This window comes from Xenorhabdus vietnamensis (assembly GCF_002127535.1).
Taxonomy (GTDB): domain Bacteria; phylum Pseudomonadota; class Gammaproteobacteria; order Enterobacterales; family Enterobacteriaceae; genus Xenorhabdus; species Xenorhabdus vietnamensis.
Genome location: NZ_MUBJ01000020.1, coordinates 17,330 through 40,139 on the forward strand (window position 1 = coordinate 17,330; position 22,810 = coordinate 40,139).

Here is a 22,810-nt window from a genome sequence, read left to right on the forward strand (position 1 = left end):
CGCTTTTTATTCAAAAAATTTATAGCAAGTGTACCAGCCTTTCCAACAAAACCCTATCCGGACTTCACTCATTCACCTGCAACGTTTGGAAAGATTTATCGATCAGCTGTGAGTCAATAGGCCGCTTCACATCCACGCCTAAATCGCGAAATCCTTCGGCCTGACTAATCAAGTTTCCTCTCCCCTCAACGAGTTTTTTCATTGCAAAATGGTAGCTCGACTGTGCTTTGTTAAGGCTTTGCCCCAATCCTTGCATATCATCCACAAACAGCCGCATTTTGTCATACATTCTGGCTGCTTTATCAGCAATCAGACGTGCATTTTGGCTTTGATATTCATAACGCCACAAGTTACTAATCGTACGAACAGCAACCAATAAAGTTGATGGACTGACCAGCATAATATTATGTTTCAATGCTTCATCCAGTAACTCTGGTGCCTGATTGAGTGCAACCAAATAAGCAGGTTCCACTGGAATAAACATCAAAACATAATCCAGCGATCGCAACCCGGGCAATTGTTGATAATCTTTTCGGCTCAGGCCACGAATGTGCCCTTTAATGGAATTAATATGTTCCTGTAATGCTTGTATCTGCTGCTCTTCGCAATCACTGTTGAAATAACGTTCATAAGCGACCAACGACATTTTGGCATCAATAACAACATCTTTTCCCTGTGGCAGATGCACAATGACATCAGGTTGAAAACGTTCACTATTCTCGGTTTTAATATTAACCTGTGTATTGAACTCATGCCCCTCACGCAAGCCAGAAGCCTCCAAAACTCGGGCCAATACCATCTCTCCCCAATTTCCTTGCATTTTGTTGTCCCCTTTCAGGGCCTTTGTGAGATTGATGGCCTCGTTTGCCATTTGTGCATTGAGTTGCTGAAGATTACGAATTTCATGGGTTAGAGTGTGGCGCTCACGAGCTTCCTGCCCAAAGCTGTCTTGTACCTGACGACGGAATCCCTCAAGTTGTTCACGAAATGGTATCAGAAGATTATTGAGATTTTGGCGATTATATTCGTTGGTGCGGTGTTGGTTTTGTTCAAAAATACGATTGGCAAGATTTTCAAATTGGGTACTCAATCGCTGTTCGCTATTGATTAATAAATGCTGTTTCTCCTCCGCCGCCAACCTGCTGTCTTCAAGCCGAGTACTTAATTCTCGCAATTCAGCTTCCTGTACACTATTAATTTCACGTTGAGCCAACAACTCTTGGTTCAATTGATCGCATTCAGTGCGCCAATAATGGGATTGCTCCAGCTTTTCATGGTTAACAGCCAACTGGCTATATAATTCACGTAGTTCCTGTTCTTTTTGCTGGATTCTCTCATGAATAGAAAGCCAGACGAAGATCCCTCCGCCTAGCAATCCACTTAAGCCACCAATCAGCATATATAACCACTGGATATCCACCTATACTCCCTCACTAACACCATTGTTGCTAAATTCCGATCAACTTTTTTGGCTTACCAGCCTCAATGTAAGTTAAATAGACGCTGTATAGATGTCCAGAGTATTCAAGGGCTTTCTTTCAGTTTGCAAAGCGGCTCGCAATTACCCCATTCATTTATTTCATTTCCTTTTCACTTATCCCATCCACTCGGCCAACCAACGCAGGCCAAACGCTCCCGGAGCTAAAATACCGAATGCCCAAATTAATGCAGAAGTAAAATTAGCTAGCTGAAAATGGCGTTTTTGCATGGCACAAATCCCAGCTACCAATGGTACAACTGCCCTCAATGGACCAAAAAAACGCCCAATGAAAACCCCCCATACTCCCCATCGTTCAAAAAAACGATGGCCACGAACTAAAGTTTGAGGGTGGCGAGAAAGTGGCCACATCTTGCCGACATTCTCTTTGTAACGGAAACCAAACCAGTAAGAAAGCCAGTCACCAAAAAAAGCTCCGGCAGCTGCGGCTATCCATATTGGCCAAAAGGTTAAACCACTTTCACCGATCAATGCTCCCAATCCCAATAAGATGATCGTTGCAGGCAACAATAGGGAGATAAACGCCAACGACTCACCAAATGCAAGTATAAAAATGATTGGAATTGCCCAAGCTTCATGGACTTTTACAAAATTTGTGACTAGTCCGATAATTTCATGCAAGCTCACATTAGTCTTTCCCGTGTTATCAGTAGTACATCATAGGTTAGCACTGTACAATCAACCCAATTCTAATCTGCTATTTTTACTCAAGAAAATAGGCTTGCAGCTTTTCACGCGCAGCAATATTAAGCCCGATATCTTTTTCCAGCCAAATATCTACGCTGCCATAATGTTGATTAATACTCTTAAGGGCAGTCAGTAAAAACTCTTCCCGTACTGAATAAACATAAGAAAATTTTTCAACTACACTTTCACTCATGATTTTTGCATGTTCACTCAATAAATAGTCTCGATATGGAGCCAGCGTAACATTGGTCAGTAAATAATCTTCCATTACCGTATCCAGATCAGCACCCAATGCGAGTAAAACCAGTGCAGAGCCGACCCCCGTCCTGTCTTTACCAACCGCGCAGTGTTGTACGATTCCACCTTTTTCTGGTTGCAACAATAACGTCGCTAATGTTTTATAAGCTGGATTGTTAATGGGTAACAATTCGTATAGACGTGACATAAATACTTTTGCATCAAATTGCTCCAATATCTCCTTATCCAACTTATCCAGATTAGCATTCACTTCTTTGGAAAGGGGATTAGCGGGAGCATGGTGATAATATGCTCCATGCCATATTTGATCTGGTTTATCCATGATTTCACAGCTATCACGATAATCGATAATCTGGAAAAGCTTTTGCTCTGTTAAAAAAGTCTGATCGTTTTCTGTCAGTCTATCCAGTGAGCCGGAACGAAATAGTAATCCTGACTTGATCTTGGCACCATTATTTAGTGTCTTATTACCTAAATCACGAAAGTTAATACCGCCATTCAGAGGAAGTAGTGAAGGATGAGATAGAAATGTTGTAGTCATAGTCACTCTTATTGAAATTAAAAGATACCTTTTATCTTCCAAGCTACTGTCTTACTAATCGTAACTTGAAATCTATTAGGCACAACACTTATGGAAACTGATAATTATTTGATACTACTGGATTCGACTAATAGCGATTAGTACAGATAATTAGGCACAGATACAGCTGGTTATCAATGCAAAATGTTATGACATTATCAGATTTTGAAATGAAGGGAAGTGCAGATCACATAAACGATAGGGCCAGAATATTCTGGCCCTTGATGAAAAGCCTTACAACAGGTAACGAGCAGCCTCAACAACAATTCCCAATGCATTGCTTTCGGTTTTTTTCAGTAGCTCAACATCCGGTATTTCCTGTTGGGTACGGTTAACGATAACCCCAGCTACCATGCCAGCACGCAGTCCCTGGCTTGCACACATAGTCAGCAATGTTGCTGATTCCATCTCAAAGTTCATTACGCCCATTTCTTGCCATTCTTGCATGGAACCCTGGAAACGACGCACAACACGGCCGGAATAAGTGTCGTAACGCTCTTGCCCTGGGTAGAAGGTATCAGAAGATGCTGTAACACCAACATGTGTAGCAGAACCTGATGCTTTTGCTGCTGCGTATAGTGCATTTGTACACTCAAAATCAGCAACTGCCGGGAATTCCATTGGAGCAAAGTGCAAGCTGGCACCATCCAAGCGAACCGCTGCAGTCGTTACCAATACATCCCCCACATTAATATGTGGCTGAATCGCACCCGTTGTTCCGATACGTAGGAAAGTACGCACACCTAATTGTGCCAACTCTTCTACAGCAATCGACGTTGAAGGGCCACCAATACCTGTAGAGCAAACAATAACGGCCTTTCCGTCAATTTCTGCACGCCATGTTGTAAATTCACGGTGGGAAGCCAGATGTACTGGGTTATCCATTAGTCGCGCAATTTTCTCAACACGGTTGGGATCGCCTGGCACAATTGCCAGAGCCGCGCCTTGCAGGTCGCTTTTGGTGATACCTAAGTGAAATACATCAGACATATCAGACTCCTCAACAGACATGATTCAAAATATGGATACCTAAATTTATTCGATACTCTGACATTTTTTAGTGACTTAAATCATCTTTAATTAAAAATTAAAAGAAACGCATACATATATTTGTGATTAACATCACACTTAAAGAATAGATTAATGTAGCAAGCATGATGCTGAAATGGGAACAATATTTGAAGAACAGTCACAAAATCTGAAAATGGGAAAGCGCTCTCTACAGAGCGCCATCATTATTTACATAGCAAATTACATGACAAGATTGAGAAGCAATACACCACACAATCCAATTCCCCATGCAATTGTGGTAGGAATAGACCAGACGATAACCTGCTTCCTTGCATTTTTAATACCCATCATCCGGTTAACTACCCAGAAAAAACAATCATTGAAGTAACTAAAAAACAGTGTCCCCATCATGGCAGCCTGAGCGGCAACCAGCATATTAACATCCGGTATCTGTTTGATAACAGGTGCAGAGATAGAAGCGGCAGTTATCATTGCTACCGTGCCAGAACCTTGAATTATGCGTATTAGCGTTGCAATGATAAATGGGATCAAGACGGGTGTTATTGGAAGGCTGGCAATATATTGCGCCAGTATTGTTCCCGTTGAACTTTCGTTCAACACGGCTCCCAATGCGCCTCCAGCTCCTGACACCAACAAAATAATGCCTACAGCTTTTAACCCTGCTTCCAAATGTTCAATCACTTCATGTTTACTGACGTTTGGCATTAGCGTATAAACCGCCAGTAATACACTGATTGCCAGCGCAATAATTGGTGATCCCAGGAAATTAAAAATCTGAAAATAGAAATAATTTCCTTTTCCTGTAAACTCATCAGTTTTCAGTAACATCCCATTAATTACACCGATCAAAATAAGGACAATCGGAACAATAATGGGTAAAAAGGAAAGAAACAGGCTCGGTAGCGATTTTTGCTCTTTTTCTTCTATATAACGCTGATGAACTTGTTGCAAGTTTTCTACATTTTCTTCTGTATTATCAAATTGGTATTCAGGATATTTAGTCTCCAGCCACTTTGCATAGCAGGTAATACCAATGACACATGGTACGGCCAATATCATACCAGCCAACATCATTGAACCGATACTCACACCGAATATCCCTGCTACACCAAGTGGCCCGGGAGTCGGGGGGACAATATGGTGAGTCACCACCAATCCTCCCGCCAATGATACCCCTAGCGTCAATACATTTCGTTTGCCTTTCTTTGCCAATGCTTTCACCAGTGGGTATAGGATCACAAAAGCTGAATTCACAAATATAGGGATACTGACAATATAACCGGTAATCGCCAGAGCCCACTCTTCACGCCTTTTACCCAAGCATTTAATCAAACTATAGGCGATTCGTTCAGTTGCCCCTGAAACCTCCAATATCCGCCCCATCATGCATCCCAACCCAATCACGATACCAATGTTGCCTAATGTTGATCCAAATCCTTTGGAGATCACTTCAACAACATTACTCATCGTTAAACCACCAGATATACCAGCGATTATCGCAGCAATCAGCATAGCAATCAGTACGTGAACACGAGTGCGTAAAACCAGAAAAATCAGCGTAAATACCGCCACTCCCAACCCGATAATTGGAACGTAAAACTCCATCATAAAACCCCATTTCAATCTAGTTCGGGCATATCTGCAAAATACAGTTCCCAATATTCGGATGTTAGCAATTCAGTGCTGAAAGTCACAATTTTGATCATCTCCCGTGTCGGAACTGCTATTGATGAACTCATTTAATTATTTATATTGTATATTATTTAATCTATTCACTGTTTATATTAGGGATGATATTCAATACACGAAGCAAATATCACTGTTCTAAGACTAATCACAAGGATACCTAATATGAAAAAGCTCTCACTGGCCATATCACAATAGGGAAACTAGGGGGACTAAACCGTGATCATTCGACTTATTATCCCCTCACAAATAAGGCAGATCTGGTAAGTACTTCAACTCATGCATTGGGTATTTCAAGTATGGTATCTGATCGCAATGGTAATGCCACCAACCTTACCGTAACTACACAAGCTTAATGGAAGCAGAACTGGCTGCGATGCAAGATATGGGTTATCAAATAGATTGGCGTAATTTCTTCGGATTCTCAGTATATGGCAATGGACAGACTTTGATTAACCGACATGGCTATTTCCTACGCAATTCGCAAGGTAATGCATACGTGCCCGGCAAATACAATATGAAAGCGGTACTGGTAAAATGACCGCTTTCAATCTAGGAGTACAAGCGCGCTATGCCGTTAATCCACTGGCTGGCGCTTATATGTTCGGTAATGGTCGGTTTGGTATTGAAGACGGGCGGATGGATCGCAACGTGCATGTGAATGACTACATTGCAAGTAACTATGCCAGCTGGAAAGGATTGAGTGGTTCATTCATGGCAGGCGGCGGCTACCGCTGGGCGTTGAGCGAAAACCTGAGTGCAGGCCCAACGGCTTCATTGAATTACACCACATTATCTCGCCGTGGTATGACGGAAACAGGCAGTAGTGGCAGCCACCTGAAGTTGGACTCGAATACTTTCAACTCGCAACTCGCTGCGTTCCAGCATTGGGGTGAACAGCAATTGGAGTTTACCGCTCTCTTCTGGTGCAGTAGTCACAACCGATCTGCAACTAGCTTGGAATCATGCAGAGCACAATTTCATTATTTACATCACAAGATCTACATAACGAGGTCGAGAAGCAAGACGCCACACAACCCGATTCCCCATGCGATTGTTGTAGGAATTGACCAGACGATCATTTGTTGCTTCGCATCTTTAATGCCCATCATTCTATTAACCATCCAGAACAAACTGTCGTTGAAACAACCAAAGAATAATGATCCCATCATCGCAGCCTGAGCAGCCGCCAACATATTAATATCCGGTATCGGACTTATGATAGGGGCTGAAATAGAGGCTGCGGTGATCATTGCCACAGTACCAGAGCCTTGAATCAGACGTACTAACGTTGCGATGATAAATGGGATCAAGACAGGTGTTATTGGCAGACTGGCAATATATTGCGCCAATATCGGCCCCGTTTCACTTTCGTTTAATACAGCTCCCAATGCGCCACCAGCCCCGGTCATCAACAGAATAATCCCCACCATTTGTAACCCAGCTTCCAAATGTTCAATCACTTCGTGTTTACTGGCGTTTGGCATTAGAGTATAAACCGCCAATAATACACTGATTGCCAGCGCGATAATTGGTGAACCAAGAAAATCAAATATTTGAAAATAGAAATGGCTTTCCTTTCCAATTAATGAATCAGTTCTCAGCAATAATCCATTAATTACATTAATAAAAATTAGAGCTATCGGAATGATAATAGGCAGAAGAGAAAGAAATAAGCTTGGTAGCGGTTTATTTGCTTTTTCTTCCATATAATGCTGATGAACCTGTTGCAAATTTTCTTCTGTATCCGCAGACAGATATTCAGGATATTTAGTCTCTAACCACTTTGCATAAAAGATAATGCCAATAACACATGGCACGGCCAGTATCATACCTGTCAGCATCATTGTGCCGATGCCCACACCAAATATACCAGCGACACCGAGTGGCCCCGGTGTAGGTGGGACAATATGGTGAGTCACCACTAGTCCTCCTGCCAGTGCCACCCCTAACGTCAGTATATTACGTTTACCTTTCTTCGCTAACGCTTTCACCAGCGGGTAGAGGATCACGAAAGCTGAATTAACAAATATAGGGATACTAATAATATAACCGGTAATTGCCAGAGCCCATTCCTCACGTTTTTTACCCAACCATTTAATCAAGCTATAAGCAATTTGTTCAGTTGCGCCAGATACCTCCAATATTCGCCCCATCATGATCCCTAGCCCAATCACAATGCCAATATTACCTAATGTCGAACCAAATCCTTTAGTGATCACTTCAACGATATTGCCTATAGTTAAACCACCAGTGATCCCAGCGATTACCGCAGTAATCAACATAGCAATTATTACGTGAATACGAGTGCGCAAGACCAAAAAAATCAGCGTAAATACGGCCACTCCTAGTCCAATGATTGGAATGTAATATCCCATTATAAAACTCCATTTCAATGTGTATCATTGGCGATAAACGATCGGATTACGCCGCTGAATAAACGGTTATTGACAATGATAAACTAGTTACTGAATATCAATCAAAATTCAAGCTACAATTATTTTTAAGAAAAAAAGCTAACTACTGGCCAGAAAACTTGTGCCATCAATAATGATTGATACTTTTCATCTAAAATTCCTTTTCATAATCTCTTGAAGATTATTTTATAAGTAAGGACTTCTTTTTATGATTCTTATATATCGACAATATGTAGTTTCATTCCTATTTCACGTAATTGTTGTTGCTCTGATATTGGCAATTGCCCATCACATACGATGTCATTCAAATGAGAGAGAGCAAACACGAAACATGCCATATTTGCCATACTTACTGCTATCAGAAATCAATATCTTCCTGCGAGCAATTTCCAACAACATCTGTTTCACAAAAACTTTTTCTTCATGAGGAGTAGAAACACCATGCTCAAGATCCCATGAACTGGTGCTAATGAATGCAATATCCACATTCAAGGTACGTAACACCATCGCAGCGGTATTCCCTACACAGGAATAATTACGTTTGTCCACTTGTCCCCCAGTGTGAAACAAATTCAGTTGCGGCTTATTCATTAAATACTGAGTTATCGAAAAGTCATTCGTAACAATCGTCAAATTAAAACGTTCAGCCAATACCTGAGCAATTTCAAACGTTGTAGTACCCGCATCCAAATAAACTACCTGTCCATCTTTCACTAATGAAGCAGCATATTTTCCTAGCGCACGTTTATGACGGTGATTAATAAGTGCTTTTTCACTCCATGGTAATTCTTGCCGTAAGGCATCATTTAGCTGAGTGCCTCCGGTGATACTAATAACCTTTCCCTCTTCCTCCAAAATGCGAATATCCCGTCTCACTGTCATATGCGAAACATTCAACAATTCAACCAATGTACTAATAGAAACCGTCCGATGTTCATGTAGATGACGATAAATAAAATCTCTCCGCTCTGAGGGAATCATTAGCTCTCCTGCTACATTACCGCACAATCATGATTGGGCTTTTAGCAGCCATCCAAGCCCTTCCTCCGTATGGCCTACCGGATGATATTCACATCCAAGCCACCCTTGATACCCCATCTCATCCAATTTTCTAAACAACCAGAAATAATTAACCTCACCGCTATCAGGTTCATGACGTTCCGGCACTGAGGCAATTTGAATATGACTAAATTTTCCCCATAACCGTTCTATTGTCCGTAGCAGATTACCCCCCATAATCTGGCAATGATAAAGATCCAACTGTATAAAAACATTTTTACGATCAATAACTTTTAATAATTCTTCGGCCTGATTCTGTGTTGTCAAAAAATAGTCAGGTATATCCTGAGTATTAATTGGTTCAATTAATACACTGATATCATGCTCAACCATCACATCCGCAGCATATTGAATATTTGTGATATAACATTCACGTTGCTGCTTCTTCGTAAACTGTCCATCTAATTTTCCAGCCATTGCATGAACCTGTTTACAATCCAATGTCAGGGCATATTCCAGTGCCTTATACACTCCCTCAGCAAAAACTTTCTCACACCCTGGTAAACATGCCATTCCCCTATCGCCTGACCTCCAATCTCCTGCAGGCATATTGAACAGCACTTGCGTCAATTGATATTTTCTCAACAATGCAGCGAGTTCCTTGACTGATTCATCATAAGGAAACAAGTATTCAACACCTTTAAAACCAGCCTGTGCAGCTCGCGCAAAACGTTCAGTAAAAGGAGCATCGTTAAACATCATACTCAGATTTGCTGCAAATTTAGCCATATCTAACTCTTGTTATTATCTGAGATAACTCGTTTTCAATTCTTCTGCGTTAAATTTTGATTAATCCTGTCATATTCTTAGAGATAAGCTTTCCATTACAGTCTTCCCCATCCGTATAATGTAATTCTGAGTATTTTCTTGCTCCCAATTTACCTAAACAATATGGCTGTAAATCACTAATGCTGGAATTTGTTAGCATAGCCATGAATCATCTTACAAGCTGACACGAATATTTCCCATGTCACTAGGGTCATCATATGTAATACACTCATTCATGAAACATCTCCAATGCACTCCTAAAGAAATCCACTTCTCCAAAATTACCTGATTTCAGTGCTAACCAACAATCAGTATATAGGTCATATACCCAAGGAACTCCCGGAGCAATAGGAGCACCAATACTAAGTTGATGAATTCCTAAACTCTGCACGACTTGAGCTGAAGTTTCACCACCAGCGACGACAAAAGTATTGAATCCATACTGCCTCAGTTTTCTAACAACCTCAGCAAAAACTTGTTCAACAGCGTGACTGGATTTTATAGTTCCGTACTGCTGTTGAATCAGACTTAATATTTCAGGGGGTTGCGTGGCATATAACATCGGAGCCAAGCCATCTATCGATTGCTGAACGATCCACTCTGACAACAAGCTGGCATATTCTAAGTTATTGATACACTCCTTCACATTCAAAGCCATGGCTGGGGCAATTTTTTTATATTCAATGACTTGTTGATTTGTTATCGCAGAACAACTACCCGAAAGAATAGCTACTTTCCTGCCTTTAGCTGGTGGGATATCTCGAATTGCGGAAGTTGCCAGAGTCTGTCTTGTATGATAATCAGCCAGCGCTGCGCCTAGACCTGAACCTCCCGTCACTAGAATCATGTCCGATACAGATTGAGCAATAGACAATAAATCTTCCATCATCATGGCATCAATAATCGCATAACGAATACCGTGCTGACGCAATGACTCCAAATGATGACGAATAGCCTGTTTCCCCTGACGGACACAATCAAGATTAACTAATCCCGCCCGCCCTTTTGATTGCTGTTCTATCAACCGCAACAAATTGGCATCTTTCATCGGAGTGACTGGATGATACTGCATGCCACTTTCATCCAATAATTGCCCATTAACAAATAAATGACCATGCACTACAGTCCTCCCGTTTACTGGAAGTGCTGGGCAAATAAGGCTGATATCAGCTTGAAATTTATCCATCAAAGCATCTATGACCGGACCAATATTTCCTTTCAATGTGGAATCAAAGGTAGAACAATATTTGAAAAACAATTGCTGGCAACCTGCCTTGTGTCGTAGCCATAGACAAGATTTCAGTGATTGTTCAATTGCTTCATCAGCAGAGCAAGCTCGGATTTTCAAACTAATTACAATGGCGTCTACATCATGTGGAATGAATGTCTTTTCATTTGGTACAACTAATAGTAGGGCAACCTGCCAACCATTTTGCACCATAGAACTGGCAATATCTGTTGCTCCAGTAAAATCATCAGCAATCACTCCCAATTTGATCGTCATGACTTTTCCTTTGGCAAAGTTATTCCTTTGTATGTTTTAATCACAGCGCTATCATCCCACTGCCCCAACCCTTCGTTGCTAGCCGTTAAAAACATCTGATGTGCTGTTGCTGCCATTGGCAACGGAAATCTCATCTCTCTGCCCGCTTCCAATACAATTCCCAAATCCTTAACAAAAATATCTACGGAAGATTTCGGTGTATAGTCTCCGGCCAGAATGTGAGGAACTCGATTTTCAAACATCCATGAGTTTCCCGCAGCATGAGTTACAATGTCATACATTAAATCCAACGGGATACCAGCCTTAGCAGCAAGCGCCATACTTTCTGCTGCAACGGCAATATGTACGCCAGCCAATAACTGATGGATCATTTTAACAATTGAACCCTGACCTATTTCATTACCGATATAGTAGAGACGCTCTGCAATAACCTCGAAAATAGGTATGAGCCGTTCAAACAATTCAGAAGGACCAGAAGCCATAATGGTCAATTGTCCCTGCATAGCTTTTAATGCCCCACCAGAAATCGGCGCATCAAGCATTTTAATATTATATTTGTATAAACGATTGGCAAAACTTTGTGCTTGTTCAGAGGAAATAGTACTGTGTAAAACAATAGCTGTTCCTGCCTTAAGTTGCTTAACTAATGGATTTTCTCCACCAAATAGAATATGTTCAATTTGAGCACTGTTAACCACAACCAATAAAATTACATCTAGTTCTTTTCCCCATTGAACAGCACTATCAGCTACATCTATTGCTCCCATTTGTTTTAGCTGTTCACAAGCTTTAGCATCTATATCAAAGCCATAGGTTGGAATACCTTCTCTTATTAAGGACTGTGCGATTCCCATTCCCATCGCACCCAGTCCTATAACCCCTATTTTTTGTATTGAATTATTCATGAGGTTCCCTGGTGTTGTACGACAATTTGTTACCTTTTAATCTTCACACATAGCATTTCACAAAAAAACGATGAATATCACATTTGAAATTTATATCTCATCTAGAAAAAACAGCATAACAATTTGAATTAAATACATTTATAAACAAAAACCAGAAAAATAGTTTTCACATATCAGTGTTAATAACATAAGAAAAACTACTCAATATAAAAATCTCTCCATTATCTAAAATCAGGTGAATCTAAAATTTTGAGCTACTTTAATAATTAAATCTGCCATACATCTTTATCTTATAATATTTCTACTATTTTATTCTTGTAAACTCACATAATTAAGTGTTTTATCTTGTAAAGCAGATAAAACCATCAGTAGATGGGAGAGAGCTACAATGGGCTTTTTTGATCAAATTGCCAATATTCTGAGTGGCGGAAAGAATCAGCAGCTCCAACATATAATGGATTGGGTTGAAGATCAGGGAGGAATTAATGGGCTAATTGATAAATTTTCGCAACAAGGGTTAAAGGGGACATTCCATTCTTGGATTGGCTCTGGCGAGAATTTACCTATTCATGCAGATCAACTGTCTTCTATTTTTGGTTCTTCTGCAATCCAGCAATTAGCGGAAAAAATTGGGATAGCTCCCAATGAAGTCTCTTCTTTGCTCTCTGAATATTTACCTAGCCTTATCGATAAGGCCACACCAAACGGTGAAATTCCAGAAAATTTGGATTTAAAATCCGCGGGTATGAAGATGTTGAAAAATAAGCTGCTAAAAAAATGAATTATTTTTTACTCATCTTTCACCCGCCACATTACATTCACTGTGGCGGGTATCCACAATCTGTTTAAGTTTAAACTGATTCTAAGTTAACTGTTTACTGAAGAACGCAGGCGTTTTGCTGCTTCTACCATGTTTGCCAGCGCTTGTCTGGTTTCTGTCCAACCACGGGTTTTCAAGCCGCAGTCCGGGTTCACCCACAAACGCTCAACCGGAATACGGTCAGCCGCTTTGCGTAGCAAGGCCTCAATCCATTCAACACTGGGGACGTTTGGTGAGTGAATATCATACACACCAGGCCCTATCTCATTCGGATATGAGAAATCTTCAAATGAATCCAACAGCTCCATATCCGAGCGAGAGGTTTCAATGGTAATCACATCAGCATCCAGTGCTGCAATGGACGGCATGATGTCATTGAACTCGCAATAACACATATGGGTATGGATTTGGGTGTCATCTTTCGCAATTGCGGCACTTAGTTTGAAAGCATCTACTGCCCACTCCAGATATTCTTTCCACTCTTCCCTGCGCAGTGGTAAACCTTCACGCAATGCGGGTTCATCAATCTGAATGATGCCAATACCTGCTTTCTGCAAATCATCAACTTCATCACGCAAAGCCAGCGCGATCTGTTTAGCTATGGTCTCACGGCTGACATCTTCCCTTGGGAATGACCAACAGAGAATGGTCACCGGCCCGGTCAACATGCCTTTGACTGGTTTATCAGTCAAAGATTGTGCATATGTCGCCCAATCTACCGTTATCGCTTCTGGACGGCTAATATCACCAATGATCACCGGTGGTTTCACACAACGGGAGCCGTAACTTTGTACCCAACCATTTTGGGTGAAGATATAACCATCAAAGTGCTCACCGAAATATTCCACCATGTCATTACGTTCAGCTTCACCATGTACCAGTACATCCAGCCCCAGAAGTTCCTGCTCTTGAATCGCCTGCTTGATATGTTCACTGATATTGGTTCGATAATGTGTACTGTCCACCCGACCTTTTTTAAAATCGAGGCGCAAACCGCGAATCTCCGTTGTTTGCGGGAATGAGCCTATGGTTGTTGTTGGCCACAACGGTAAGTTATAACGTTGACGTTGAAGTCTGGCGCGTTCAGTGTATACCTGAGTTCGTTCACTGTCCTCTGGCTTAATCGCCGCGATACGCTCAGCAACTGATGAATTATTCACCCTTGTAGAACTGCGGCGAGCGCGGATTGGAGCACTGTAGGCATCAAGCTCAGCCTGTTTATGGCCTTCTGGTGCATTTAATGCCTGTGACAGCAAGGAAAGTTCTGCGCATTTCTGCAAGGCGAAAGCAAACCAGCTTTTTACTTCTTCATCCAACCCTGTTTCATCATTCAGATCAATTGGGCTATGCAGCAATGAACAGGAAGTGCCGATCCACACATTTCTCTTATTTACCAGTGGTGCAACAAGTTGATATTTCTCACTCAAATCAGCTCGCCAGACATTGCGGCCATTAATCACTCCCAAGGAAAGCAACCAATCTTCAGGCAAAGTTTTATGCAGATTCTCCAGAGAATCCTGACCTGCAACTAAATCGATGTGCAATCCTTGTACTGGCAGTGACTTTATCGTCTCCAGATTGTGACCGATGCTATCGAAATAGGTCGTCAGCAATAATTTCACTTGTCCTTTAAGTGATTGGTAAGCTGTGGAGAATGCCGCCAGCCAATCTTCTGGTAGTTCCAGTACCAAAGCAGGTTCATCAATCTGTACCCACTCAATGCCACGTTTTGCCAGCTCTGCCAACACTTGCTGGTATACCGGAAGAATATCCTTTAACAGAGACAGACGATCAAAAACTTTGCCTTTTACCTTACCAAGCCATAAATAAGTCACTGGTCCCAAAAGAACAGGTTTTACTTTATGCCCCAATGCCAAAGCTTCATCAACTTCGTCCAACAACTGAGTCCAACCCAGCTTAAATTCCTGCCCTTCCTGAAATTCAGGCACGATATAGTGATAATTTGTGTTAAACCATTTAGTCATTTCCGAAGCAGCCGCAGGTGTACCTGTTGGTGCCCTGCCACGGGCAATACGGAACAGAGTATCCAGATCAATATTGCCATCTTCACTTTGATGACGCGGTGGAACATTGCCTAATAACAGGCTGGTGGTCAATACTTGGTCATACCAGGCAAAATCGCCAACGGGAACTAAATCAACGCCCGCTTCTTTTTGTTGTTGCCAATGATGTGCACGTAATTCACGACCTGTCTCCAGCAATTCCTGTTGGGAAATTTTGTCCGCCCAATAGTTTTCTTGCGCCTTTTTTAGTTCTCTTTTCAATCCGATACGTGGAAAACCTAATGTATGATTCAAAACCGTCATGTCGTCACCCGTAAAATTTTAGCCGTCTAGATGTTTACACTTCTATAATCAACAGGTAGTGTATAAACCACAAGCGCAAATTATTCATTATCATCTTGAAGGTTTTTCATGATCGAAATAAAACACTTAAAAACACTACAAGCACTAAACCATTGTGGCTCACTAGCGGCAGCAGCAAATCATCTGCATCAGACGCAATCTGCTCTTTCACATCAATTCAGTGAGTTGGAACATCGGCTGGGATTTAAATTATTCATTCGGAAAAGCCAACCCTTGAAGCTAACACCTCAAGGAGCGGTGTTATTAAGGTTGGCAGATCAAGTCTTGCCCTTGATTACAGCTTCTTTACGTGAATGCAATGAACCAAAAGAGACCAATTTACGTATTGCCATTGAGTGCCATAGCTGTATTCAATGGCTGACACCTGCACTTAAGCGTTTCCGTGAAAGCTGGCCACAGGTTAATGTGGATTTCAAATCTGGTGTGACATTTGATCCTCAACCTGCGCTACAAAAACGCGAGTTAGATATTGTTCTGACATCTGACATTATTGCAGACAGTCATCTGCATTACACGCCGCTGTTTGATTATGAAGTTAAGCTGGTAATTGCCCCTGATCATCCACTGGCAAATAAGCGCGATATTCGTCCACAAGATCTTGCTGCTGAAACTTTACTGATTTATCCCGTACAGCGACAACGTTTTGACATATGGCGACGCTTTCTCCAGCCAGCAGAAGTTACCCCAACATTAAAAACTGTCGATAATACGCTATTATTGATTCAGATGGTTGCGGCACAATTGGGTATCGCAGCATTGCCACACTGGGCAGTGGAGACATTCGAAAGACAAGGGCTGGTGGTAACCCAAACGTTGGGAGAAGGATTATGGAGCAGATTGTACGCTGCCAACCGAGAAGGAGAGCAGCGTCAACCCGCTATTGATACATTTATTCGTTCTGCTCGCCAGCACGCGGTGGATAAATTACCGTTTGTGAAGCGGGTTTCAGTATCCAGCGGTGATGCACCCAAAGTGATGCAACAATCAGGCTGCCCCCAATGGTAAAACTCAGCCAATTAGGGTGCTGCTGCCAAATTGCAAAATTGACCAACAATCCCGCCGGAACCAGCATATTATTCATGATAGCCAGTGTTCCGGCATCCACTTGAGTTGCCCCATAGTTCCACATAAAGTAGCCAATACCCGACGCCCCGACGCCCAGCCAAATCAAGACCCCCCACTGTAGCTCAGTGGTTGGCAATTTTTGCGGATCACCAAACATCAGCCAGCCGATAATGGCGACAACACAAGCTCCCAGATAGAACCATGAAAATGCCACTTTCTGTGGAATCGGATGAATTTCCATCAGGCGCTTATAACCAACCTGACCAACCGCAAAGAAAATATTTGCCAATTGCACTAATATCAAGCCAATCCAGAAAGATTCACTCAATTGGTCATAACGAATAACCGCTGCGCCAGCCACTGCCAATAAAGAGCTCAAGGCATAGCCCCAGCGTAGTCGCTGACGTCCCATCAAATCGTAAATCAGTGTGACATAGAGCGGCGTCATGATAGTAAACAGTAAAAATTCTGCCACTGTCAGATAGTGATAGGCATGAAATACAAATAAATACATCACACCAAGCTGGCAGGCACCGACAGCCATATACAGTGAAATGATTTTCAGCGATAGCCCCCGCCAGCGCAAAAATGGTAAAAATACCATTGCTGCCAGCACTACCCTGACAAGAACAGAAAACCAGCTATCAACCTGACCAGCAAGATAAACGCCAATCAGGCTAAATGAGGCAGCCCACAAAAATGTTGTGATCGTTAACAGCCACATAATTTATTGATCTTTTACCTTTTTATTGTTCTTTACCCACTAAAAGTGCTTCCAGCAAATCAAGCTCATGCAGCAACGTTTGTAGTGTTTCATTACTAACCTTACGGGTTGCACGCAGGTGATACAGCTCTCCTCGTTCAGCCCTTAATGCCGTCAAACGGAAACGACGTTCCAGCTCTTCAACCATCAGGTTATGCTCAATTTCATCTGTTCCCGCAGTGCGACGCCGCAAATAGCCTGTGACTCGAGAAGCAATTTCACTAATGACTTCTGCATCCAGCTGTTCTTCAGTGCTGGCCGACAAACGCTCTTCCATCTTATTCATACTGACAATAGCAACTTCAGCCATTGCAGATTTTGCCATTCTGATTTCATTGAGATCTGCCTGCTTATCACCTACCGTCATGCCACGTAGCAACAACGGTAAAGAGACGACGCCCACAAAAAGAGAGAGCAGGATCACGCCCGCAGAAATGAAAACCAACATATAACGTGCCGGGAACGGATCACCATCTGGCAAGAATAATGGCACAGACAGCGCACCCGCCAGCGTAATTGCCCCACGAACACCAGCAAATGAAGCCAACAATAATTCACGGGTAGTATAGGAAGTAAACTCAAGCGGTTTATTCTTCATCAGCACCTTGCTGGTATTTTTCATCAGCCATAACCAGCTGAATCGCAGTAATACCAGCGCACCATAAATGATCCCAACAGCAGCGAATAACATCCAAGTATCAACCGATGGGTCACGCTCAGCCTCATTCACTGATGTTTCCCAAATACCCGGTAATTGCAGCCCCAGCATGATGAATACAAGGCCATTGAAGACAAAGGCCAACATTCCCCATACGTTATCAGCACGCAGACGCATATCCAATGGAGCGTTGCGGATCACTCCCGCCTTACTGATAGTCATACCAGCCGCAACCGCAGCCAGAATTCCTGATACACCGATATGTTCAGCAATCATATAGGAGGCAAACGGCAACAACATCATAAACATGATTTGAGTTGCGGGATCATCCCCACTCCAGCGACTCATCAGTCGCAGTGACTTACTGTACAACAATGTGACGGCGATACCCGACGCCAAACCACCAATCGCAACCTTGAAAAATTCCAACGTTGCGCCAGTGACCGTGAAAGCCATCGTTCCCATGGCAATCGCCACGGCGAATTTCAGAGCCACCAGACCAGTAGCATCATTCATTAATGCTTCCCCTTCCAGTACGCTCATCATATTTTTAGGAATGCGCCCTTTTCCAACAATTGAGGACAATGCCACCGCATCCGTTGGTGACAATACAGCCGCCAGTGCAAAAGCAGCAATAAGAGGAATACTTGGCAATAACCAATGGATCAAATAGCCAATACCAACAACCGTCACCAATACCAACACTAAAACTAAGATGACGATTTCACGCCCATGCAGAAAAAATTCTCTGGTTGGTGTTTTCCAACCATCAACAAATAACAAAGGAGGGATAAGTAAAACGAGGAATAGTTCAGGATCGAAAGTAACGTGTAAACCAAAATGAGGCCAGGCCAACAGAGCCCCCATTGCTATTTGCACTATCGGCAAGGGGACACGGAATGGAATCATTTTAGTAAGAACACCAGAAACTGACACCACCAAAATCAAGATCAAGATAGTAAAGAATATTTCCATGTTACCCTTACAAATTGCCAAAAATCCGTCGATGAAGAGATTGTGACTGCTTTTTATCATTAATAACAGCGCTAATAACCGTAAATATTATAGTTATTAAAGAAAATCAAAAAACAATCACATTACGAATCAATGAGCCAAGACTCATTTGTTTATTTTATACTTATCGGCGGGGGTGTGCTGAAAAATTAGCGTATTTGGGAATGTGTTTAACAATATGACGAACAATGTGACTGACAATATAAGAAATGCGCAAACACTAATCGCTTGCGCATACTGTTTTAATTAAATGGCCCAATTTCCGGCATAAAATACAATTAATACAATGGCAAGAATAACCGTACCAATATTCAGCTTACGCCATTCACCAGAAAAAACACGTCCAACAACCAGTGTACTGAATCCCAGCATAATACCTGTCACAATGTTACAAGTCAGTACGATAAATACCGCACACAGCAAACCTGACATTGCATCAACAAAATCATCAAAATTCAGCTTCCGCACATTACTCAGCATCAATAAACCAACGTACATCAAAGCAGGAGCCGTAGCATAGGCAGGAACTAAATACGACAGCGGAGACAAGAATAAAATCAACAGGAACAAAATACCAACAACGGAAGCAGTTAATCCCGTCTTACCACCAGCTGCGGTTCCGGCGGCAGACTCAATATAAACCGCAGCAGGGGAAGAGCCGATGGCTCCCGCAAAAATACTGCTGACAGAATCTGCTGTCAGTGCCTTGCCACCATTAATAATTTGGCCTCTCTTATCCAATAAATTCGCCTGCCCAGCTACAGCCCGAATTGTTCCCGTCGCGTCAAATACTGCCGTCATTACCAATGCCAGAACACTGGGTAATACCATTGGCTGCAAAGCACCCATAATATCCATGCTGAACATCAGGGACAGACCATCTTTTCCTAACGTAGGGAATTTGAAAAATCCTTGGTATTTAACAGCTGGATCGAAAATCAATCCGATAATAGAAATCGCAATAATCACCAGCAAAATACCGCCCGGTACTTTCTTCCGTTCCAACCCGATAATTCCCGCCAGCCCCAATAGAGTCATCACCACGGGGAATGCTGTCAATGAACCAAAGGAAACAGGTAAGCCTGCGTGTGGGTTTTTAATTACCAAACCAACGCCGTTGGCTGCAATCAACAATAGAAATAACCCGATACCAATACCTGTTCCATGTGCAATGCCCATTGGCATATTGCGCAAAATCCACGCCCGCACACCCGTCACTGAAATTATTGTAAACAAGCACCCCATCAGGAAAACTGCACCGAGTGCTACAGGAATACTTACCTGCTGTCCCAATACCAAGCTGAAAGAGGTAAAAGCCGTCAACGAGATCGCACAGCCAATCGCCATTGGCAAATTCACCCACAATCCCATTAATAACGAACCAATACCGGTCACCAAACAGACAGAAATAAACACAGCAATATGGGGAAATCCGGCTTGTCCAAGCATTCCCGGAACCACAATAACGGAATAGACCATCGCTAAAAATGTCGTTAATCCAGCGAGAACTTCCTTACGTACTGTCGACCCGCGTGCAGTAATCTTAAAATACCTATCGAGTTTGCATTGAGTTAGTGCCTGCATACCAGACATGTTGTTCCCCTGCTTCTGTTGAATATGTCGCATTAGAAATCTCTCGCCCATCTTTTCCCATCCAACGAAAACGATTACGTCATAAAATGACAAAAATCAGTACGGCACTTGTTGGCCAAGCCACTCGTTTGCGCAATCGTTTGGCTTTCAAAACAAAAAAATGGTGAAAAAATTTGAGGCGGACGATTATCCAGTGAATCAGGGATAAGAATCAAGCGATAATCACAAATTTTGCAGGGAGATTCTGGAGTATTCATGCGGAATTTTGTTCGCCTAATGTAAATTAGATATTTTCATTTCTAATGAAAATAAATAACAAACACACTATCTAATTTATCAAAAAAATATTTTTTATTTGTAATAAATTTTTAAAATAAATCATATCTGACATATTTTGATACATCCGATAGATTAATATTTTTAGTGTTTATAACCGAATTGTTAAATAAATTATATTACTCTTTTAGAATACTTAATAATAAAGGCTGAAGAGCGTTCTATATGGACGTACACAGCCATCACCTGATTGTTATCAGCAAAAATGAAAAGCTGTGAATTTGTCAGCAGATGAAATGAGTCTTATGACCTATAATAATCAAGAAATTGTTTAATTCCTGTACTCTGACAAAGAAAAAATCATAGGTATGATAAATCAAACATAATGAACACATGGGGTCGGCTATGGATACATCTTTCACCTCTACCCTCTTTCCTGATAATTACCGCCAGAATATCCGGCAAATGAAACAATCCATGCGTAAACAAATTGGCGATGTTGAAGATTTGTTCAAACAAGTTTGCAACAAAGTAGAACAAGAACTCGCAGCGGCTCAGGAAGATGAAAAGAATACAGGCAGCGCTTGGCCTGAAATTCACTTATATGATTTAGCAAAAAATCGAGTCACAGCAGCCACGATACAAAAGATTAAACGCCGGGGATGTTTAGTTGTCAGAGGAAATTTTCCCCGTGATACTGCACTTGCGTGGGATAGATCCATGCTTGATTACCTTGAAATAAACCACTTTGATAGCATTTATCAAGACTCTGGCGATAACTATTTTGGCAGCCTTGAAGCATCTCGTCCGGAAATTTATCCCATTTACTGGTCTCATGCACAGATGCAGGCCCGACAAAGTAAAGAAATTGCGCAGGTACAATCTTTTCTCAATCGTCTATGGAAATTCGAATCAGATAACAAATGTTGGTTTGATCCTGATACCAGCATTATTTATCCTGACCGCATTCGCCGCAGGCCGCCGGGTACGACATCCAAAGGGCTTGGTGCCCATACTGATTCCGGCGCGTTGGAACGTTGGTTACATCCAGCTTACCAAAAAGTGTTCAGACATATTTTCAATAGTCAATTTGCAGAATACGATCCTTGGGATGCCGCATATCGTCCAGAGATAAATGAATACGAGCTGGATAACGTAACCCGATGTTCCGTTTTTCGCACTTTTCAGGGCTGGACGGCGCTATCAGATATGGCGTTCAATCAGGGATTGTTACATGTCGTTCCCGTACCAGAAGCAATAGCCTATCTATTGTTACGGCCTTTACTACATGATGTACCAGAAGATGAACTGTGTGGTGTAGCTCCCGGTAAGGCGCTGCCAACTTTGGAAAAATGGCACCCTCACCTCATTAATGGGCTATGCAGTATTCCTTCTTTACAAGCGGGGGATTCTGTCTGGTGGCACTGTGATCTTATCCATTCTGTTGCTCCTGTGAAAAATCAGCAAGGCTGGGGAAATGTGATGTATATCCCTGCTGCACCTCTGTGTGACAGAAATCTTGCTTATGCGCATAAGGTGGCAAAATCGCTTGAAGATGGCACATCTCCGGCTGATTTTCCCCGTGAAGACTATGAAAAAAACTGGAAAAATCGTTTTACTGCTACCGACTTAACGTCTATCGGCCGACATGGTCTTGGCTTGAATTAAGCCGCTAACCTAGCACCGATGGCTCTTTCGGTGTTAGGTTCCCTGAAATATCGATACATTTTTATGCGGCCTTCGCGCCTGACCTTGTGTAAAATCCCCTCAATTCGGCTTTTGACTGGTTCATTAGGATATATACCCAATGAATTTCAAGATGCGTCGCGACGGCAAGGGA

18 protein-coding genes and 2 pseudogenes are annotated in these 22,810 nt (G+C 42.1%); 5 read left to right on the top strand and 15 right to left on the bottom strand.

The features are described 5' to 3' along the window. Positions 1-64: 64 nt before the first annotated feature. The 5 genes from rmuC to Xvie_RS25590 form a co-directional block, all read right to left on the bottom strand. Positions 65-1,420 carry a DNA recombination protein RmuC gene (gene rmuC, locus Xvie_RS25610; RefSeq protein WP_086108877.1) on the bottom strand — a complete coding sequence of 452 codons (1,356 nt, stop codon included), beginning with the start codon at positions 1,418-1,420 and terminating at the stop codon, positions 65-67. Between the two features lie 174 nt (positions 1,421-1,594). Then, complete coding sequence (locus Xvie_RS25605; RefSeq protein ID WP_086108876.1) at positions 1,595-2,125, bottom strand: DedA family protein; 531 nt, start codon at positions 2,123-2,125, stop codon at positions 1,595-1,597. A 76-nt stretch (positions 2,126-2,201) separates the two neighbouring features. Further along, the gene (locus tag Xvie_RS25600; RefSeq protein ID WP_086108875.1) at positions 2,202-2,984 is read right to left on the bottom strand and encodes a tyrosine-protein phosphatase; all 783 of its coding nucleotides are present in this window, start codon (positions 2,982-2,984) and stop codon (positions 2,202-2,204) included. Between the two features lie 273 nt (positions 2,985-3,257). Then, a complete protein-coding gene (udp, locus tag Xvie_RS25595; RefSeq protein ID WP_086108874.1) occupies positions 3,258-4,013 on the bottom strand; it encodes a uridine phosphorylase in 756 nt (251 codons plus the stop codon). Positions 4,014-4,274: 261 nt separating this feature from the next. Further along, positions 4,275-5,660: a GntP family permease gene (locus tag Xvie_RS25590; RefSeq protein WP_086108873.1), complete on the bottom strand. Its 1,386-nt coding sequence runs from the start codon at positions 5,658-5,660 to the stop codon at positions 4,275-4,277. Positions 5,661-6,096: 436 nt separating this feature from the next. Here Xvie_RS25590 and Xvie_RS25585 point away from each other — a divergent pair, with 436 nt between their 5' ends. Together Xvie_RS25585 and Xvie_RS25580 are read left to right on the top strand one after the other, a co-directional pair. Further along, positions 6,097-6,282, top strand: a complete 186-nt coding sequence (locus Xvie_RS25585) for a hypothetical protein (RefSeq protein WP_086108872.1) — start codon at positions 6,097-6,099, stop codon at positions 6,280-6,282. Beyond that, positions 6,279-6,554, top strand: a pseudogene (locus tag Xvie_RS25580) (autotransporter domain-containing protein); the annotation flags it as partial. The gene Xvie_RS25585 and the pseudogene Xvie_RS25580, both read left to right, overlap by 4 nt. On the opposite strand, the gene Xvie_RS25575 reads toward Xvie_RS25580, so the two are convergent. The 6 genes and pseudogenes from Xvie_RS25575 to ltnD form a co-directional block, all read right to left on the bottom strand. Beyond that, positions 6,534-6,680, bottom strand: a complete 147-nt coding sequence (locus Xvie_RS25575) for a hypothetical protein (protein ID WP_244175558.1) — start codon at positions 6,678-6,680, stop codon at positions 6,534-6,536. The pseudogene Xvie_RS25580 and the gene Xvie_RS25575 sit on opposite strands and share 21 nt — an antisense overlap. A 62-nt stretch (positions 6,681-6,742) precedes the next feature. Beyond that, on the bottom strand, positions 6,743-8,119 hold the full coding sequence (locus Xvie_RS25570) for a GntP family permease (RefSeq protein WP_086108871.1): 1,377 nt from the start codon (positions 8,117-8,119) through the stop codon (positions 6,743-6,745). A 254-nt stretch (positions 8,120-8,373) separates the two neighbouring features. Further along, positions 8,374-9,139, bottom strand: a pseudogene (locus tag Xvie_RS25565) (DeoR/GlpR family DNA-binding transcription regulator). A 27-nt stretch (positions 9,140-9,166) separates the two neighbouring features. Then, positions 9,167-9,946, bottom strand: a complete 780-nt coding sequence (gene otnI / locus Xvie_RS25560; protein WP_086108870.1) for a 2-oxo-tetronate isomerase — start codon at positions 9,944-9,946, stop codon at positions 9,167-9,169. A 268-nt stretch (positions 9,947-10,214) separates the two neighbouring features. Continuing rightward, positions 10,215-11,489, bottom strand: a complete 1,275-nt coding sequence (gene otnK, locus Xvie_RS25555; protein ID WP_086108869.1) for a 3-oxo-tetronate kinase — start codon at positions 11,487-11,489, stop codon at positions 10,215-10,217. After that, complete coding sequence (gene ltnD / locus Xvie_RS25550) at positions 11,486-12,394, bottom strand: L-threonate dehydrogenase (protein ID WP_086108868.1); 909 nt, start codon at positions 12,392-12,394, stop codon at positions 11,486-11,488. The genes otnK and ltnD overlap by 4 nt, the downstream gene beginning before the upstream one ends. A 388-nt stretch (positions 12,395-12,782) precedes the next feature. Between ltnD and Xvie_RS25545 the strand changes: the two genes are divergently transcribed. Beyond that, positions 12,783-13,175 carry a YidB family protein gene (locus Xvie_RS25545; RefSeq protein ID WP_086108867.1) on the top strand — a complete coding sequence of 131 codons (393 nt, stop codon included), beginning with the start codon at positions 12,783-12,785 and terminating at the stop codon, positions 13,173-13,175. Positions 13,176-13,261: 86 nt separating this feature from the next. Here the strand turns inward: Xvie_RS25545 and metE are convergent, their stop codons facing one another. Beyond that, positions 13,262-15,541: a 5-methyltetrahydropteroyltriglutamate--homocysteine S-methyltransferase gene (gene metE / locus Xvie_RS25540; RefSeq protein WP_086108866.1), complete on the bottom strand. Its 2,280-nt coding sequence runs from the start codon at positions 15,539-15,541 to the stop codon at positions 13,262-13,264. Between the two features lie 108 nt (positions 15,542-15,649). On the opposite strand from metE, the gene metR reads away from it, so the two are divergent. Then, the gene (gene metR / locus Xvie_RS25535; RefSeq protein ID WP_139838836.1) at positions 15,650-16,606 is read left to right on the top strand and encodes an HTH-type transcriptional regulator MetR; all 957 of its coding nucleotides are present in this window, start codon (positions 15,650-15,652) and stop codon (positions 16,604-16,606) included. Here metR and Xvie_RS25530 read toward each other — a convergent pair. The 3 genes from Xvie_RS25530 to Xvie_RS25520 form a co-directional block, all read right to left on the bottom strand. Next, on the bottom strand, positions 16,491-17,390 hold the full coding sequence (locus tag Xvie_RS25530; protein ID WP_086108865.1) for a carboxylate/amino acid/amine transporter: 900 nt from the start codon (positions 17,388-17,390) through the stop codon (positions 16,491-16,493). The genes metR and Xvie_RS25530 overlap by 116 nt on opposite strands. A gap of 22 nt (positions 17,391-17,412) precedes the next feature. After that, positions 17,413-19,062, bottom strand: coding sequence for a Na+/H+ antiporter (locus Xvie_RS25525; protein ID WP_086108864.1), 1,650 nt, complete (start codon positions 19,060-19,062; stop codon positions 17,413-17,415). A gap of 285 nt (positions 19,063-19,347) precedes the next feature. Beyond that, on the bottom strand, positions 19,348-20,694 hold the full coding sequence (locus tag Xvie_RS25520; protein ID WP_086108863.1) for an NCS2 family permease: 1,347 nt from the start codon (positions 20,692-20,694) through the stop codon (positions 19,348-19,350). 681 nt (positions 20,695-21,375) lie between these two features. On the opposite strand from Xvie_RS25520, the gene Xvie_RS25515 reads away from it, so the two are divergent. Further along, positions 21,376-22,638, top strand: a complete 1,263-nt coding sequence (locus Xvie_RS25515) for a DUF1479 domain-containing protein (protein WP_086108861.1) — start codon at positions 21,376-21,378, stop codon at positions 22,636-22,638. The last annotated feature ends 172 nt before the right edge of the window (positions 22,639-22,810 follow it).